Source organism: Nostoc sp. DedSLP04, from assembly GCF_034530775.1.
In the GTDB taxonomy this organism is placed as follows: Bacteria; Cyanobacteriota; Cyanobacteriia; order Cyanobacteriales; family Nostocaceae; genus Nostoc.
Window position 1 is genome coordinate 41,784 of the sequence record NZ_JAVRCL010000054.1, and the last position, 16,587, is coordinate 58,370.

Genomic DNA, 16,587 nt, shown 5'->3' on the forward strand with positions numbered 1-16,587 from the left:
TCTAGCATTGCGGGTAAAATCGCGTAATTCTTGGATTTTTAACAGTTCTAAAACTTGTTGAGCTTCTAAAATGCGTCCTTGAGACAGCAGCAGGTCAGCAAAGTGGCGATAAGCGCCAGCAATGGTTTGGGTGTAGGATTTTTGGAGGTCGCGGGAGAGGGTGTGGATATCTTGGCGGTATATATTCCAGCAATTACAATTAACAAACTAGCTTCATAGCTAAGGTTTTTTTCTGAATGGGCTATTAGCCTTGCTTGGTATAGGTAAATAAGGGCTTGTTTGGTTTTTCCAGCATTAAAGTAGGCACCAGCAATGGTGCTAAGAATATCTTTTAAATTTATTGGTATGTTTGGATCTATAGTAAGTAAATCTACAGACCCTGGAGCCTTTGATTCCTGGACTTTCCATAAACCCATTATTGTTTCATTCATTGTTTCTAGTCGGTATTCGGAAGCATTTAATAGGGGCAAAGCTTTCTTTAGGTACTCAAGAGACTTCTGATTTTCATCTATTGAGTTATAAACTGCTGCTAACCCGATTAGTGCCTCGGCTTCTCTGGATTGGTCTTTTATCGCTTGGGCGATTGATAGTGCTTTGTTTAGAAAAGTAAGTGCTTGTTCTGGTTTTCTGCTGACAAAGTTGAAACCAACGGCAAACATAATTAAATTTTTTATGTCCTCCTGACGTTGCTCTAAAGGAAGTTTTTGTTCATAGCCCCCAGAATGGTATTCCAAAAATTGCTCCATAGTGAGCGAAATCACACCTTGATTTTCAGTTTGTGAAGCAGTATTAGAAGCTGACAATATCTGCTTGTAGTAATTGATTGCTTGTTGAGGTTTGCCTAAAGTACCGTAAATTTGAGCAATAGTACCAAGAACTGGAGCTTCATCAGAGTGATTATTATCTTCTCTATAAAACGTTAATGATTTATTTAAAAATAAAAGTGCTTGCTGATAATTGCTTAACTTTAAATAGCTATCTCCGATAATTGCTAAAACTTTTGCCTCCGCGCTTTTAGAGCGATTTTTTGTAGTTCTATATACTTGTAATGCTTGCTTACCGTATTCAATTGCTTGCTGATATTCTTCTAAATTGTCATGATAAACATAGGCGATCTTTTCAAGAGTGCCGGCTTCTGTTATGCTATCGTTTAATCTCCGAGCTACCTCTAGCTTTTGTTTGTAGTATTGAAGGGCTGTTTGTAAATCTTCTTTTTGTTCATAGAAATAGCCAATTATTTCAAGAGCATAAGATTCCCAAAGGCGATCGCCTAATGCTTGCCAAACTGATAATGCTTGCTTGAGGTAGTCAATTTCTTTATCGTAGTCTTTTAGACTATCATATATGTAGGCAATATTTCGGAGAAGGTAAGCTTCCCTGTAGCGATCGCCTAGCTGTCGATAAAGCTGTATAGCTTGCTGATAGTATTCAATCGTTTTCTGCGGTTCGCTTTTTATTGGTTTATCAGAAGAATCATCCGCCGAACCATAACAATCACCAATTCGACTAAGCGTGTAGGCTTCCTGCTCTCGATTGCCTAACTCCTGCCAAAGTTGTAGAGCTTGAGTATAATATTGAATCCTTTTATGCTTGTAAAAATTAAATTTGTAATAATAGTAAATATCACCTAGCTGGGTAAGTGTAGCTGCTTGTGCTTTTTTATTACCCTCTGCTCGATCGAGTTCCAACCCTTGTTGATACAAATTCTGTGCGTCTTCATTGAGTTTATCTGCTTCTTCTGATCTAGTCCAATCAGAGGGACCTGTTGGTTTGCTCCATCTCTGACGACTCTTAATAAAAGCATTTTTAGCCGCCAATCTAATTTTGTCTGAAGGAATAGTATTTCGCAGTTCTTCAATGCTCACATCGTAGCGTCCAAGAGTTTTTGATTCTGGTACAGAGCGCACCTCTAAACGGTAGTTTGCGGCGGCATCAGTTAATAAAACTATTTCTTCTTCATCACTTTCACTCCAATCTGAATTTATTATGTAAGCAAAGAAACTATCATTAACTTCTTTGATTTGTTTGCCATCTTCACCAAACAACTTTATGACCAAATCAACGCTGCGTTCCTTAACAACAATTTTTATATACTTACCTGTTTGTAGTTTTAACTGATAGCTATGAGCCTCATTAGGATGAATTTCTCTTGCAATTGGCTTACCTGCTTCAAGCTGCGACTCATCTTGATTCTTCTGTACAGGCTTACTTTCAATTACGCTGGTTTGTGCTACTTTGCTTAGAACGCTGATATGCTTATTATTAATCTCTGGTGAACTAAAAGCGATCGCTCTACTATTATTTGTACCCGCAATTAAAGAGGGCATTGTTAAGATAAACAAACCGAATATGCTTGTATATTTTAAATTTGACATAGGTATATAAATACTTTTAGAAGATAATAATTTATGGAAGGTGACTTTAATCACAACCTAAATAGGACTGCTATATATTCCCTATAATCCATTGCCAATGAGAATAAATGGTGCCCAGTAGTAGGGATGACTGAGATCGCGGGAAATGGTTGCAGCTTGTCCGCTATTACCTGGTGTCAATCTCACACTGCTTCGGTCTTTGGTGTCGCTATTTTGGTTCTTACCTACAATCATCATGAGTTGTGCTTGCCGCAGAGCTTCTGTTTTGGTTATCTTACCAGTAGCTAGATTTTGATAAAAATATCGCATTAATTGGCTGGTACTGGCATCATTGACTAGCCACAGAGAAGCAATCACAGATTTAGCGCCACTGGTAAGAAAGTAGTAGCTCAGGCCAGACACCTCAATGCCTTCTTTGTCTTCTCCACCCCGCGCTGTTTCACAAGCAGATAGCACCACCAGATGAATTCCGCCTAAATCAGTTAAGTTTTTCACTTCGGGAATCTTAAAGGAATTACCATCTCCCAAAAGTAGAAAAGAATCGTCTGGGTTTTGAGAGATAAATTGAGCGTGGGTAGCAATATGCAAAATCCGATGATCAATCAGATATTTAAAAGCATCTTTGGTAAAATCTTTGTTGATCAGGGACAAACCTGGATAAATCCCATTGGGATTGGTCTGACTACGGATAATGCCATTAATTTCATCTTTAACATTGGGGAGTGATTTGAAGTTGCCAAACTGCTCAGATAATCCTAAAGCCAGTACAGGATCGTTTTCAATTTTTGGCGAAAGACGATCGCTCGTGTCGGTTAACCCCGCAGTCAAAATCGTAGAAATATTGAAAGATTCAATTAAATATTTTTTGCCGTCGAACAGCGCAGCCATTGGGATGTAGCGGGTGGAACGGTCAAGGGAAAACACCAAATTCTGAATATTATTAGTGTCTAATTCGGCTCGTAAAGGTGCAACTAGCCATTGGTAAAGTTTTTGGCTGACTTTTTGTAACTCTTTGACATCCCCTGGCTGTTCCAGCAATTGCCGAAACTCCACAACTGTTGTAGCCAGTTCTTTGCGTCCTACTGGTACAAGTTTGCTATTAAAAACAACCCCCTGCTTCCCGGCTTGAGTTCCCCAAACCAGCCAGAGTTTATCTTCCAGCACCAAGGGATAAATTAACACCGTCTTCGGTTGGGATTGAACTATTTTTTGGGCTGCAACTGTGAGTTCCTCTTGCTGAATCTGAGCCGGATCTCTTTGGCGTTGTTGCTTGGCTAAAGCTCTGAGTTTGTCTGCTTCTTTGTTAAATTCTGCATTGGCTTGATCTCGTAAAGCTCGCAGTTGATCGTGTTCTGGGCAATAGGGGGGTTTACGTTCGCATTCAGTTAGTTTTAGCCCCAAATTCACCAGATTATTGAAGGGCGGAATTACACGGGATTCCACTGGAGTTAGGGAACTTCCCTGAGTTTCACCACCTGCTCTAGTATCTCTGGTATAGTCTCGCAGTTCCTGAATTTTTAATAGTTCCAAGACTTGTTGGGCTTCGAGAACTCGTCCTTGGGAGAGTAACAAGTCAGCTAAACGGCGATAGCTACCTGCCACAGTTTGAGTATATGACTCTTGCTGCTCACGGGGTAATTTGCGGATATCTTGCCGGATATTTTCACGCACATTCACCGATTGTTTGTAGAAGACAATGGCTAATTCTGATTGCTTCTGTTTTTCTAGTGTTGAGCCAATGTTAGCTAGAGTAAGCCCTTCTCCTTCACGATCGCCGATATCGCGAGAAATCACCAGAGACTGCTGGTAGAATTCTATCGCCTTGGCATATTGCCCTAGGGAATAGTGAGCACTGCCCAGATTATTCAGCAAGGCGGATTCGCCATTGCGGTCGCCGATATCACGAGAAATCACCAGAGACTGCTGGTAGAACTCTATCGCCTTAGTATATTGCCCTAGGGAATTGTAAGCATTGCCCAGATTTCCCAGCGACTTGGATTCACCATTGCGATCGCCGATATCGCGTTTAATCACCAGAGACTGCTGGTAGAATTCTATTGCCTTGGCATATTGCCCTAGGGAATAGTGAGCACTGCCCAGATTACTCAGGGTAGCTCCTTCCCCATTGCGATCGCCGATATCGCGAGAAATCACAAGAGACTGTTGATAGAACTCTATGGCTTTGGAATATTGCCCTAGGTAATCGTAAGCAATGCCCAGATTTCCCAGCGACTTGGATTCGCCATTGCGATCGCCAATATCGCGAGAAATCACCAGAGACTGCTGGTAGAACTCTATCGCCTTAGTATATTGCCCTAGGGAATCGTAAACAATGCCCAGACCTATTAGCGAGTTGGATTCGCCATTGCGATCGCCGATATCGCGAGAAATAACCAGAGACTGCTGAAAGAACTTTATAGTTAGGGCATATTGCCCTAGTGAATCGTAAGCATTGCCCAAACCTATCAGCGAGTTGGATTCGCCATTGCGATCGCCGATATCGCGAGAAATAACCAGAGACTGCTGGAAGAACTCTATCGCCTTGGCATATTCTCCTTGGGAATTGTAAGCATTGCCCAGATTATTCAGCGACTTGGATTCGCCATTGCGATCACCGATATCGCGAGAAATCACAAGAGACTGCTGGAAGAACTCTATAGCTTTGGCGTATTGCCCTAGGGAATTGTAAGCATTGCCTAGATTTCCCAGCGAGTTGGATTCGCCATTGCGATCGCCGATATCGCGAGAAATAACCAGAGACTGCTGGAAGAACTCTATCGCCTTGGCATATTCTCCTTGGGAATTGTAAGCATTGCCCAGATTATTCAGCGACTTGGATTTGCCATTGCGATCTCTTAGTTCTTGATAAATCGCTAATGCCTGTTGCCAAGTATAGATCGCCGCTTTGTACTGGCTACGTTTAAATTGCTGATTTCCTTGCTGCAAAAGCCTGTCTGCTTCTGCTTTCCGGTCTTGGCTGGTCTGTGCTTGTGCTGTAATAGAGACAAGCTCACTGGGAATCGGCAGCAGTGAGGGAATCAGCACTAGCAACGGCGGTGTGAACAACCTTACTAGTCTGACTCGCAAGGACATTACAATTTAAAGTAGGGAAATTACTGAATATTTTGCTTTTAGCATATCGCAATTAGCAATCATAAAGTTGAGATACTGCTTAATTCTTGACGATGAAAGTAACAAGGCTGCATACTGTAGCCTTTTTGACAATTTTTGTGTAACTTCTGTACAAATCTTTTAACTTTTGACTTCCGCCGTGCTGTACTAGCCCTTTCAATCGGTTTTGTATCCCTCATTCACGAGTATCAAAGGCTCGTTCATGAATATCAAAGGCTTGTTCGCGAATATCAAAGGCTTGTTCACGAATATCAAAGACTCATTCATGAATATCAAAGACTCATTCATGAATATCAAAGGCTTGTGCACGAATATCAAAGACTCATTCATGAATATAAAAGGCTCATTAATGAGGGTTTTTGGATGTTGGGTTAACCTGCGGGAAGCCTCTCTCCGTCTACGTTCCTCAACCCAGCCTACGAAAAATGAAATTTGGATTTTTTACGGTGAGCTATACTTGTAGCAATTTTTAATTGTGTGAAGTCCAGTCCTTTGTAGGGGCACAACAATGCTCATACGTGTCAATTTAAGCTGAGATGTATACAGCGTAAGTCTTTGGCGTTTTCTCTCTTAGCACCATAAACTTTTGATCCCCCCTAACCTCCCTTTTTAAGGGGGGAATTAGAATCTTAGCCCCCTTTTTAAGGCAGGGCTGTTTCATTCCATTTCAGACAGGATTTGTCAAGATGGTTAGCGAAAAAATTGTAAGTAAGCGTGACGATAAGATGAACATTTAAGCACTTAAATATCAGTAAAACAGTTTATTTTCTCGGCACGCTAGTAACAAAATAACCAATTTTTAATTGCTAGAACTCTTGATTTTCAAAGCTCTTTGGGGAATGAAACAGCCCTGCTTTTTAAGGGGGTTGGGGGATCAAATATCTTGATCAACAAAGCCTTTCACGTTAAGTTGATACCAATGAACAATGTTGTGCCCTCATCCGTGTACCTCACTCCCTAGCAACTCCCTATAATCACAACCCATTGCCAATTAAAATAAATGGTGCCCAGTAGTAAGGGTGACTGAGATTAAGAGAAATGGGTGCAGATTGTCCGCTATTTCCTGGTGTTAATCTCACACTACTTCGCTTTTTGCTGTCGCTGCTTTGGTTCTTACCTGTAATCATGGCAATCTGAGCCTCGCGGATAGCTTCAGCTTTAGTTATTTTTCCTGATTTGAGCCGCGTATATAAAGTATTCATCAAAGTTTGAGTACCACCATCATTGACTTCCCAGAGAGAAGCAATCGAAGCTCTAACTCCTGTACGTTGGAGTTGGTAGCCAAAACCCAGGATTTCCAAACCAGTACCCAGTTCTCCACCCAGCGCTGTTTGGCAGGCACTCAGTACCACCAGAGTCACATTTGGCAACTTCCACTCTTCAATTTCTTTGAGGTTAATTCGAGTACCGTCACCCATGAGGATAAAAGAATCTTCCGGCGCGCCTTTAACAAAAACAGCATGGGTTGCCATGTGAACAATGCTGTAATTTTTAATTTGGGATAAGATAGCATCCCGGTTAAAAGCTTTGTCAAACAGTTTGGTAGTGTTAGGAATTGCTGCACCTAATCCCTCAACTTCCGTCTTAGCAAAGCGTAGTCCTTGAAAGTCGTAGGTTTGCCCTGCTACCTGAACACTATAACTACCTTGTGTAAATGCTCCTGCCAAAACACGAGGAGCGTTAGTAGGTTCAGGCTCAAGTTTAGTCAATGCTAAAGCAGTGAGGTAGTTGATTTGATAGCGTTCGGTCAGCCATTGCTTACCGTCATACAGTGCAGCTAGGGGAATGTAGCGCATTTGACCGTCAGGTGCATAGATGATTGATTGTACATCTGCTTGTTGAAGGTCAGCTTCAATGGGCTTAATCAATTGGTCATAAAGCTTTTGGGAGGATTGCTTAACCTCAGAGTTGGGATCTTGCAAATCTTGACGGAAAGTTTGAATCATTTTTTCTAGTTCCGTCCGCTTTATTGCTACTGAACGACGAATTGGTGGTTTACCAGGGGGTAACAGCACTAATTCCAGGCGATCGTCCAAAACCAAGGTATAGAATAGGGCGATGCGTTTTCCTAAGCGCTGCAATCGGGTTTGCAGGTCTTGATAAGCGGGTAAAGTAAGATTTTGCTGTGGGGCAGTTTGTTGTATTTGTTGCGATAAAGCTACTACAGTAGGACTTTTGAGAAACTCACTCATTTGTTGGTTAGTTTGCGCCTGGATTTTTTCAAGTTCCTGAAGGCGTTGCTGTTGAGTAGGAGTGCTATTTTGCAGTTTGCGGAGATCGGCGAGTTCAGCACCAAGGCGAATGGCTGTCTCTTGAATCGCTGTATAATCTTGTAAGATTTTCTGCTCTTGGGGTAATAGCTCAATTCCCTTTACAGTTCTCTCATTACCTTGTACGTTGCGTAAAAAGTCTTGAAGTTCTTGAACTTTGAGCAAGTCTAGAATTTGCAATGCTTCCATTACTCGATTTTTTTCGAGTAAGAGTGAAGCCAAACCGCGATAGTTTTGAGCAGCAATATTTTTAGTGTAGGATGCCTGCTGTTCGCGGGGTAATATGCGAATATCCTGCCGGATGCTCTCTTGCACATTGACTGATTGCTTGTAAAATGCAATGGCTAATTCTGGCTGGTTATGTTCTTCAAATATTGAGCCAATCTTAATGAGAGCAAGCCTTTCTCCTTCAGGATTGCCGATATCGCGAAAAATAACCAGAGACTTCTGATATAGATCAATCGCCTTCGTGTATTGCCCTAAAATATGGTAACTACTGCCGAAATTAATCAGGGAAACAGCTTCACCATCGCGATCGCCGATTTGGTGTTGAATGTTCAGAGACTGCTGATAAAAGTCAATCGCCTTCGCGTATTGCCCCACATCTGAGTTAGCATTGCCTAAATTCACCAGCGATTTGGCTTCACCATTGCGATCGCCGATTTGGCGTTGAATGCTCAGAGACTGCTGATAGAAGTCAATCGCTTTCGTGTATTGCCCCAGTTTACGGTAAGCAATGCCCAGATTCATCAGCGAATTACCTTCACCATTGCGATCGCCGATTTGGCGTTGAATGCTCAGAGACTGCTGATAAAAGTCAATCGCTTTCGGGTATTGCCCTAGTAATTTGGAAGCATTGCCCAGATTATTTAGGAAAACAGCTTCACCATTGCGATCGCCAATATCGTGAACAATAACCAAAGACTGCTGGTAGAAGTCAATCGCCTTCGCGTATTTTCCTAGTGATTGATAAACATTGCCCAGATTCCCCAAAGATTTGGCTTCACCATTGCGATCGCCAATTTTGCGTTTAATAGTCAGAGATTGCTCGTAGAACTCAATCGCCTTAGAGTATTGCCCCAAGTTATGGTAAGCGCTGCCTACATTCATCAGCGAATTGCCTTCACCATTGCGATCGCCGATGTCGCGAAAAATAGCTAAAGATTGCTCGTGGAACTCAATCGTCTTAGAGTATTGCCCCAGGTAATAGTAAGCACTGCCCAGGTTTCCCAAGGAATTGGCTTCACCCTTGTGATCGCCAATTTTGCGTTTAATAGCGACAGACTGCTCAAAGAAGTCAATTGCCTTCGTGTATTGCCCTAAATAACCGTAAACAATGCCCAGATTCCCCAGCGATTTGGCTTCACCTTTGTAATCGCCGATATTGCGAAAAATAGTCAAAGATTGCTGATAGAAGTTAATTGCATTGGGGTATTGCCCCAAAGAATCGTAAGCAATGCCTAAACTCATCAGCGAAGAAGCTTGACCATTAAAATCTCTAAGTTCTTGATAGATCGCTAACGCCTGTTGCCAAGACTGGATTGCAGCTTGGTATTGGCTACGTTGCACCTGCTGATTTCCTTGCTGTAATAGCTTACCTGCTTCTATTTTGCGGTCTTGATTCGTCTGTGCTTGTACGGTTGTGCAGAGCAAAGAACTGGGAATCGGCAACACATAGAGAATAAATACCAGCAGCAGAGGCGAGATGAGCCAGCTAACTAGTCTTAGTCGCAAGGACATTACAATTTAAATTAGTGAGATTACTTATGATTTTGCTTCTAGTATACCGTAAGTATTATGAGAGCGATCATCAGGTTGAGATAGTGCATTGATTCTTTACTTTGTCAGGCAATAATTTCAAACGTAATGGATAACGCCGCCATCTGTTGAACATCAAACTGGCGAATATTTGTTTTCGTTTCACCGCGACTCCCGCCAGCAAGATCATCTAGTAAACTAGCGATCGCATCTTCTGCTTTTTCAGCCACCTGACTACTACTTCTTTTTTCGCTCCTTTGTTCCATTATCAATGCCTGTAGCGGTTTTAAAGCTTTGTCAATTGGTACTGTACTCGCCACAATCAACACTTCTACAATCCCCAAGGGTTTACCAAAAGACAGCTTTCCTTCTGCTTCACTTGGGATTTGAAGTGTCTGCCCTGCTGAAACAAGTGCAGCATTCTTGCCTTCACTCAAGGGAAACAAAATATCAATATCCCCATCAGGACTAAAGATTAATACTCCTATATGCAAATCACGGCTTTCTCGGTTTTCCACAGAGATTTGTACAGGTTTGTCAACCTCAATCTGAGCAATCGACTGAGTTTGAGATTTGACCTTTAGCGGAATTTTTGGAGATGGACTTTTACCCCCACGCACTGTAAACGACTCTGCCAGCAAAGACTGAGTGTTAGCACCTGCAAGACTAGCAACAATGTTTAACCGAGATGAACTGGCATTGAGTGTTAGTTTCATCAATCGGGCTGCTAACAATAATTTAAATTTCGTCTGTAGCCGATTGACTGCTTCATTAATACTTTCATCTGTTGCCCCAAATGAACCAGGAATCGGCTCAAATCCCACCGAGAACAAACCAACACTATTTACAGATGGTAAATCTGCGATCGCTCTTTTCTCAAACTCCTGGCGGTAACGAGGTAGCATTCTACCCAAGATGTAATGTACTTCCTGTTCTAGCAAAGGTGCTACTTCAATCCGGGAGAGCGATCGCAATGCCTGTTTTGCTGCTTCACTGTTGAGTGATTTATCTAACCCAATCCGTAGTTTGAGATTACTAGGAATTGCCCGAATTTGTTCTTGCAAGGCAGTTCCAGGAGAGATTTTGACCGCCGAATTAGTTTGAAGTAAGCCAGTTGCATTCAGGCGATCGCGTGACTCTATTTTTACAGTCCCTTGTGCTTGTCCCCGATCGTCCACAATAGTAAATATTGCCCCTTTACCCAAAGCTTCCAAAACTTGGGGTTCTGCACCAGTTAATAGCAGTTTTACAGTCTTTCCTATGATTTCTGTAATCACAGCCTCTGCTGCTGGTTTCTGCATCGGGGCAAAATACATCAGCTGCTGATCATCATTGCTACCGGATTTTACCTCAATATCCGGCTTTTGCCCACGAGAATTTTGTATAGTTTTCAGAAACTGCTCAGTTTTCGCAGCAGCAGCCACGACTACTTTACCCATCGCCTGATTACTCGTTTGCTGCCAAAGCTGTCGAGTCAACGAGTATGTAAACACACCTGCATGAACATCACGAGCAAATGCTGCATCAGCTGCTTCCTGATTGCGCTGGGCAGCGAAAATTGCTGCACCGTTAACAATATTTTTTCTACGTCGGGCAATCCATTCTTCCTGAGATAGCTTCAAATCAGTCAGCCAGCGCTGCTGATATGCCAATTCTTCTTGACTAGCTGCCAATCGCGTGATTCTTTCGCCTCGCAATTCTACATGACCGGGGCGCGATCTGATAATCAAATTCCCCCGTACTCCACCGCCAGAGTAGCAACTATCGAGAATGAATGTAGCGTTTTTAGTTTTGCGCCCAAGTGCTTCCCGCAGCAGAAAAATAGTGCCTGCGGTAATATCATTAACTTCACCACCTTTCTGGGGATAGCCATCAGGTAAATCTGCGTCAACTGGGACAATGGTTCCGTTGAGATTATCTTTGAATACCTGATTTGGGTCAATCACATTCGAGCCATGTCCTGAGTAGTGAAAGACTACTACATCATCTGGCGACTTAACCCATTGAATTAGGTGCTGCTCAAATTTATCTAGAATATTTTGACGAGTTGCTTGGCGATCGCTCAACACCAGAATATCATCTGGATGAAACCCAAAGCGATGAATCAACAGTTCTCGCTGAAGATCCACATCATTTACTGCCCCCTTTAACTGATACCACAATCCTTGTGTCTTTAAGTCTTGGGCACTCGTCCCAGGATAGTCATTAATGCCCACTAACAGCGCTCGTTTCCGGCGTGTATCCTGTGCGAGAACCTCGCCGTAATTCCAAGCCGCTTGCTGCATACTCAGTTGATTGATACCCAGAATTGTTAGGGATGCACCTAGCGATTGTAGAAACTGACGACGCTTAATGGAAGACATACTTCACTCTCTCAAACCTAAATTAAGGATTAAAATACAGATTGCCATACTCTCTAGTACAACTTGGCGGAAATAAACAGACCATTTCTAAAAGCTCAAAGCCAGAAAGGACAGTGCTTTTGACTTTTTTACCCTGAGCGCAGCCGAAGGGCGACTTTTGACTTACGCGTAGCGATACTAGTCTCCCAAACTGGCAATACATTAGGTAAAATCTTCAGTAATCTCCCCCATTTTAACTGTAATGTCCTTGCATCTCAGATTAGTTAGCTGGATCGCGCCAACTCTGTTACTGGTGCTTTTCCCCTATCTGCTGGCCATTCCCAGTTACATACTCTCTACTTCAGCACAAGCACAGACTAGCCAAGACCCCAAAGCAGAAGCAGACAAACTTTTTCAACAAGGAATTCAACAGTTTAATACAAGTCAATTTGAGGCAGCGTTTCAGTCTTGGCAACAAGCACTCAAACTCTATCAAAAAATCAAAGACCGCCAAAGCGAGGGAGCCGCTCTAGGCAATCTCGGACTTGCTTACCTATCTTTGGGCAACTATGCCAAAGCCATTGAGTATGAACAACAATACTTAGCGATCGCCAGAGAAATCAAAGACCGCCAAAGCGAGGGAGCCGCTCTAGGCAATCTCGGAATTGCTTATTTATATTTGGGCAACTATGCCAAAACCATTGAGTATGAACAACAACACTTAACGATCGCGCGAGAAATCAAAGACCGCCAAAGTGAGGGTAAGGCTCTGGGTAATCTCGGACTTGCTTACCTATCTTTGGGCAACTATGCCAAAGCCATTGAGTATGAACAACAATACTTAGCGATCGCCAGAGAAATCAAAGACCGCCAAAGCGAGGGAGCCGCTCTAGGCAATCTCGGACTTGCTTACCTATCTTTGGGCAACTATGCCAAAGCCATTGAATATGAACAACAATACTTAGCGATCGCGCGGGAAATCAAAGATCGCCAAAGCGAGGGTAAGGCTCTGGGCAATCTCGGACTTGCTTATTTATATTTGGGCAAATATGCCAAAGCAATTGAGTATGGAGAGCAATGGTTAGCGATCGCGCGAGAAATCAAAGATCGCCAAAGCGAGGGAGTCGCTCTGGGCAATCTTGGACTTGCTTACTTGTCTTTGGGCAAATATGCTAAAGCAATTGAGTATGAAGAGCAAGGGTTAGCGATCGCGCGAGAAATCAAAGATCGCCAAAGCGAGGGAGTCGCTCTGGGCAATCTCGGAATTGCTTACCTATCTTTGGGCAACTATGCCAAAGCCATTGAGTATGAACAAAAATTGTTAGCGATCGCCAGAGAAATCAAAGACCGGCAAAGCGAGAGTAAGGCTCTGGGCAATCTCAGACTTGCTTACCTATCTTTGGGCAAATATGCCAAAGTCATTGAGTATGGAGAGCAATGGTTAGTGATCGCTAGAGAAATCAAAGACCGCCAAAACGAGGGTATGGCTCTGGGCAGTCTCGGACTTGCTTACCAATTTTTGGGCAACTATGCCAAAGCCATTGAGTATGAAGAGCAAGGGTTAGCGATCGCCAGAGAAATCAAAAATCGCCAAAGCGAGGGAGTCGCTCTGGGCCATCTTGGACTTGCTTACCAATTTTTGGGCAAATATGCCAAAGCCATTGAGTATGGAGAGCAATGGTTAGCGATCGCCAGAGAAATCAAAGACCGCCAAAACGAGGGAGTCGCTCTGGGCAGTCTCGGACTTGCTTACCGATCTTTGGGCAACTATGCCAAAGCTATTGAGTATGGAGAGCAATACTTAGCGATCGCGCGAGAAATCAAAGACCGCCGAAGTGAGGGAGTCGCCCTGAGCAGTCTCGGACTTGCTTACCGATCTTTGGGCAACTATGTCAAAGCCATTGAGTATGAAGAGCAAGGGTTAGCGATCGCCAGAGAAATCAAAGACCGCCAAAGCGAGGCAGTCGCTCTCAATAATATTGGCTTGTCACTAGAAAAACAGCAGCAATCAGAATTAGCCATTGTCTTTTACAAGCAATCAGTCAATGTGCAAGAGAGCATCCGTAACGAGATTCGCACATTACCCCGTGAGCAACAAGAGTCATACACCCAAACCGTAGCAGATACCTATCGCCGTTTAGCTGACTTGCTGCTTTCTCAAGGAAGACTACTAGAAGCTCAACAAGTTCTCGAACTCCTGAAAATCCAAGAATTGCGAGACTTTACCCGCAATGCTAGAGCAGGTGGTGAAACCTCTGGGATTGCTTTAGCCCGCATCGAAGAAGAAATCCTGAAAAAATATGGCACTCTCATCGTCTTTGGACAACAGGTTTATGAATGCGAGCAGAAAAAATGTAGCACCCTCAGCCAACTACGAGATCAACTTGATGTCTTAACCCAAAAATTCCAGCAAGACACTAATGCTTTTCGTAAAACCCTCCAAGACCGACTCGCCAAAGACCCCGCACTCCTTGAACCTGAACAACTCCGCACTACTGCTGCCAAAATTGTCACTGCTGAACCAGGTACAATCCTAATTTATCCCCTAGTTTTGAAAGACAAAATTCGGATTCTCCTAGCTAGTAGAGCTGGAGAAAAAGGCGTGGTTTTCCGCAGCTTTGAAACACCTGTCAACCAACAGCAACTCTGGAAAACGGTAAACCAATTCAGAACCCAACTGTCCAGTCCTGAAGATGAGACAGCCGTTAAAGCCACAAGTCAGCAATTATATAACTGGCTGCTCCAACCTTTAGAGAAAGAAATTAAAGATAAAAATATCCATCATTTAGTCTTTTCTCTTGACCGTTCCACCCGCTACATTCCAATGGCAGCCCTATTCGATGGGCAACAATATTTAATAGAGCGTTATGCAGTTTCCACAATTCTGAATGCAGGCTTAACAAATGTCAAAGAGCGCTTACCCCACAACAAGCAACAGATTCGCGTCTTAGCAATGGGAGTCTCTAAAGCTTTTCCGGGATTTAATGCCTTATCAAATGTCCCTGATGAATTAGCCACAATCATTCAGAAGTCGGGAAAAGCAGAACAGGGCATTTTCCCTGGCTTAGAGTTTCTTAATGAAAAGTTTACTTTTAGCTCTTTACGAGACAATCTCACAGGTAATAAAGTATTGCACCTTGCTACCCACGGTAAATTTGAATCTGGTCGTCCAGAAAATTCTTTCCTCCTTTCTGGTATCGGTGATAAATTAACTGTTGATAAAATTCAAACACTAGGCAATTACATGGCAGATACTCATTTAGTAGTACTTTCCGCTTGCGAAACTGCTTTGGGTGGAGTAGATGCTGATGGCTTAGAAATGTCTGGTATGAGTTTTTACTTTCTTACTAACGGCGCTAAGGCGGTGATTGCTTCACTTTGGCTCGTCAACGATGCCAGCACCAGCCAATTAATGCAGCAATTTTACCAGAATCTCTCTACAGGTCAGATGACCAAAACAGAAGCTTTACGTCAAGCGCAACTCACCATGCTCAAAAGCAACAGCCAAGGCAATAATAGCAATCGTAGTAGCGTTAATTATAAATTGGGGCAAGGTGAACAATCTATTTCCCGTAATCTTAGCCATCCCTACTACTGGGCACCATTCATCCTCATTGGCAATGGATGGTAGAGTAAATGGCTAGCAAGAATAATATGCAATGTTGCTATGTGGAGCTATATAAGTGCGATCGCTACTAACTTAACTTGCTATCCAAGAGCTTATTCATACACAAAACCCTTCGTATCTACAAAATGAAGAAGAGTTTTGCAACGAGTATTTTATACCTGATGGTTAATTTCAAGTAGTTTGGTCTTGTTTCTCCGACGCTACATTGAAAATTAGTGTAAAACTCATTCCTGGAATCAGTCGGTGTAAAACTTGTAGATGAGCTTCCGCATCACTGCGGCGACGAAAACGGGCTAAAATCCGGTGCTGCATATTAGGTAAAAGCCTGATAACACACCAAGGACTGAGCTTTTCGGAGTAAGTCATAAAATTCTCTAGGTCGTATTTGTACTTTCCAAGACAAAAGCCAGCCTACTGTGATGGTGGCTGGCAAAAAATATCAGAATGATATTGAAATTGGGTTTAAGTCCTACTCACTCTTGTCTGGAAAACAAAGGTTTTTCAAGAGTTCTTCGGGAATCTCCTCAAAGTGTTCAAGCAAAAAGCTCATTAGGGCAAGGTGGCGTAAATCGGTAGGCATGGGGCGGCGGTAGTTGCGTCCCCTAGAAAACCAGCGCCGAACAGTGGAAAGTGAGCGAGAACAAATTTGAGCAATTTCTTCGTAATTTACCTGCCACTTGGAGTAAAACTCCTTGGGAGTCATTCCCAACTCACAGTAGCTGTAGAGTTGAATTAAATCTTGCTCTCGCTGCTTCAATGGATGAGGATTCATAAGTTTGTTTCCTCGCTGATTGGTTCCAAATCCTCTTCCCAGGCAATGTCAGCAGATGTCCAAGATGCGCTGGGACTGTCTTTGCTCAACCAAATTAGGTAGCACCATGCCCAACAGCAATGATGGGGCGCATAGCTATAGAATCTACCAATGACAATACCCCAGTCAGTATCACTTTCAGCAGTGAGCCAACGCAAGCGATCGCCATATAAAAATTTAGGTGTATTCGCTGCATCAGGAAAATTGGCTGGAAGCTCAATAGACTTATCCGAAAATGGTAAATGTATACGGCAAAGGAATTTCAGCGATT

Annotated in this window: 7 protein-coding genes and 1 pseudogene; 1 reads left to right on the forward strand and 7 read right to left on the reverse strand. The window is 42.9% G+C overall.

The window, feature by feature from the left end:
* Positions 1-65: 65 nt before the first annotated feature.
* From RMX89_RS25595 to RMX89_RS25610, 4 genes are all read right to left on the reverse strand, one after another.
* On the reverse strand, positions 66-2,327 hold the full coding sequence (locus RMX89_RS25595; protein WP_322690928.1) for a tetratricopeptide repeat protein: 2,262 nt from the start codon (positions 2,325-2,327) through the stop codon (positions 66-68).
* Positions 2,328-2,456: 129 nt separating this feature from the next.
* Positions 2,457-5,468 (reverse strand): CHAT domain-containing protein, encoded by a 3,012-nt coding sequence (locus RMX89_RS25600; protein WP_322690929.1) that lies wholly within the window; start codon positions 5,466-5,468, stop codon positions 2,457-2,459.
* 1,013 nt (positions 5,469-6,481) lie between these two features.
* The gene (locus RMX89_RS25605; protein ID WP_322690930.1) at positions 6,482-9,517 is read right to left on the reverse strand and encodes a CHAT domain-containing protein; all 3,036 of its coding nucleotides are present in this window, start codon (positions 9,515-9,517) and stop codon (positions 6,482-6,484) included.
* A gap of 104 nt (positions 9,518-9,621) precedes the next feature.
* Positions 9,622-11,898, reverse strand: a complete 2,277-nt coding sequence (locus RMX89_RS25610) for a caspase family protein (protein WP_322690931.1) — start codon at positions 11,896-11,898, stop codon at positions 9,622-9,624.
* Between the two features lie 241 nt (positions 11,899-12,139).
* Here RMX89_RS25610 and RMX89_RS25615 point away from each other — a divergent pair, with 241 nt between their 5' ends.
* Positions 12,140-15,508: a CHAT domain-containing protein gene (locus RMX89_RS25615; RefSeq protein WP_322690932.1), complete on the forward strand. Its 3,369-nt coding sequence runs from the start codon at positions 12,140-12,142 to the stop codon at positions 15,506-15,508.
* A 168-nt stretch (positions 15,509-15,676) separates the two neighbouring features.
* On the opposite strand, the gene RMX89_RS25620 is transcribed toward RMX89_RS25615, so the two are convergent.
* The 3 genes and pseudogenes from RMX89_RS25620 to RMX89_RS25630 all read right to left on the reverse strand — a co-directional run.
* Positions 15,677-15,871 carry a hypothetical protein gene (locus tag RMX89_RS25620; protein ID WP_322690933.1) on the reverse strand — a complete coding sequence of 65 codons (195 nt, stop codon included), beginning with the start codon at positions 15,869-15,871 and terminating at the stop codon, positions 15,677-15,679.
* Positions 15,872-15,974: 103 nt separating this feature from the next.
* Positions 15,975-16,277 (reverse strand): helix-turn-helix domain-containing protein, encoded by a 303-nt coding sequence (locus RMX89_RS25625; protein WP_322690934.1) that lies wholly within the window; start codon positions 16,275-16,277, stop codon positions 15,975-15,977.
* Positions 16,274-16,587 (reverse strand): annotated as a pseudogene (locus RMX89_RS25630) (hypothetical protein); the annotation flags it as partial. The pseudogene RMX89_RS25630 and the gene RMX89_RS25625, both read right to left, overlap by 4 nt.

Bases quoted from the DNA above. Each gene is read 5' to 3' on its own strand.
- RMX89_RS25625 (WP_322690934.1), bottom strand. From the start codon at position 16,277: ATGAATCCTCATCCATTGAAGCAGCGAGAGCAAGATTTAATTCAACTC.
- RMX89_RS25605 (WP_322690930.1), bottom strand. From the start codon at position 9,517: ATGTCCTTGCGACTAAGACTAGTTAGCTGGCTCATCTCGCCTCTGCTG.
- RMX89_RS25610 (WP_322690931.1), bottom strand. From the start codon at position 11,898: ATGTCTTCCATTAAGCGTCGTCAGTTTCTACAATCGCTAGGTGCATCC.
- RMX89_RS25600 (WP_322690929.1), bottom strand. From the start codon at position 5,468: ATGTCCTTGCGAGTCAGACTAGTAAGGTTGTTCACACCGCCGTTGCTA.
- RMX89_RS25620 (WP_322690933.1), bottom strand. From the start codon at position 15,871: ATGACTTACTCCGAAAAGCTCAGTCCTTGGTGTGTTATCAGGCTTTTA.
- RMX89_RS25595 (WP_322690928.1), bottom strand. From the start codon at position 2,327: ATGCCCTCTTTAATTGCGGGTACAAATAATAGTAGAGCGATCGCTTTT.
- RMX89_RS25615 (WP_322690932.1), top strand. From the start codon at position 12,140: ATGTCCTTGCATCTCAGATTAGTTAGCTGGATCGCGCCAACTCTGTTA.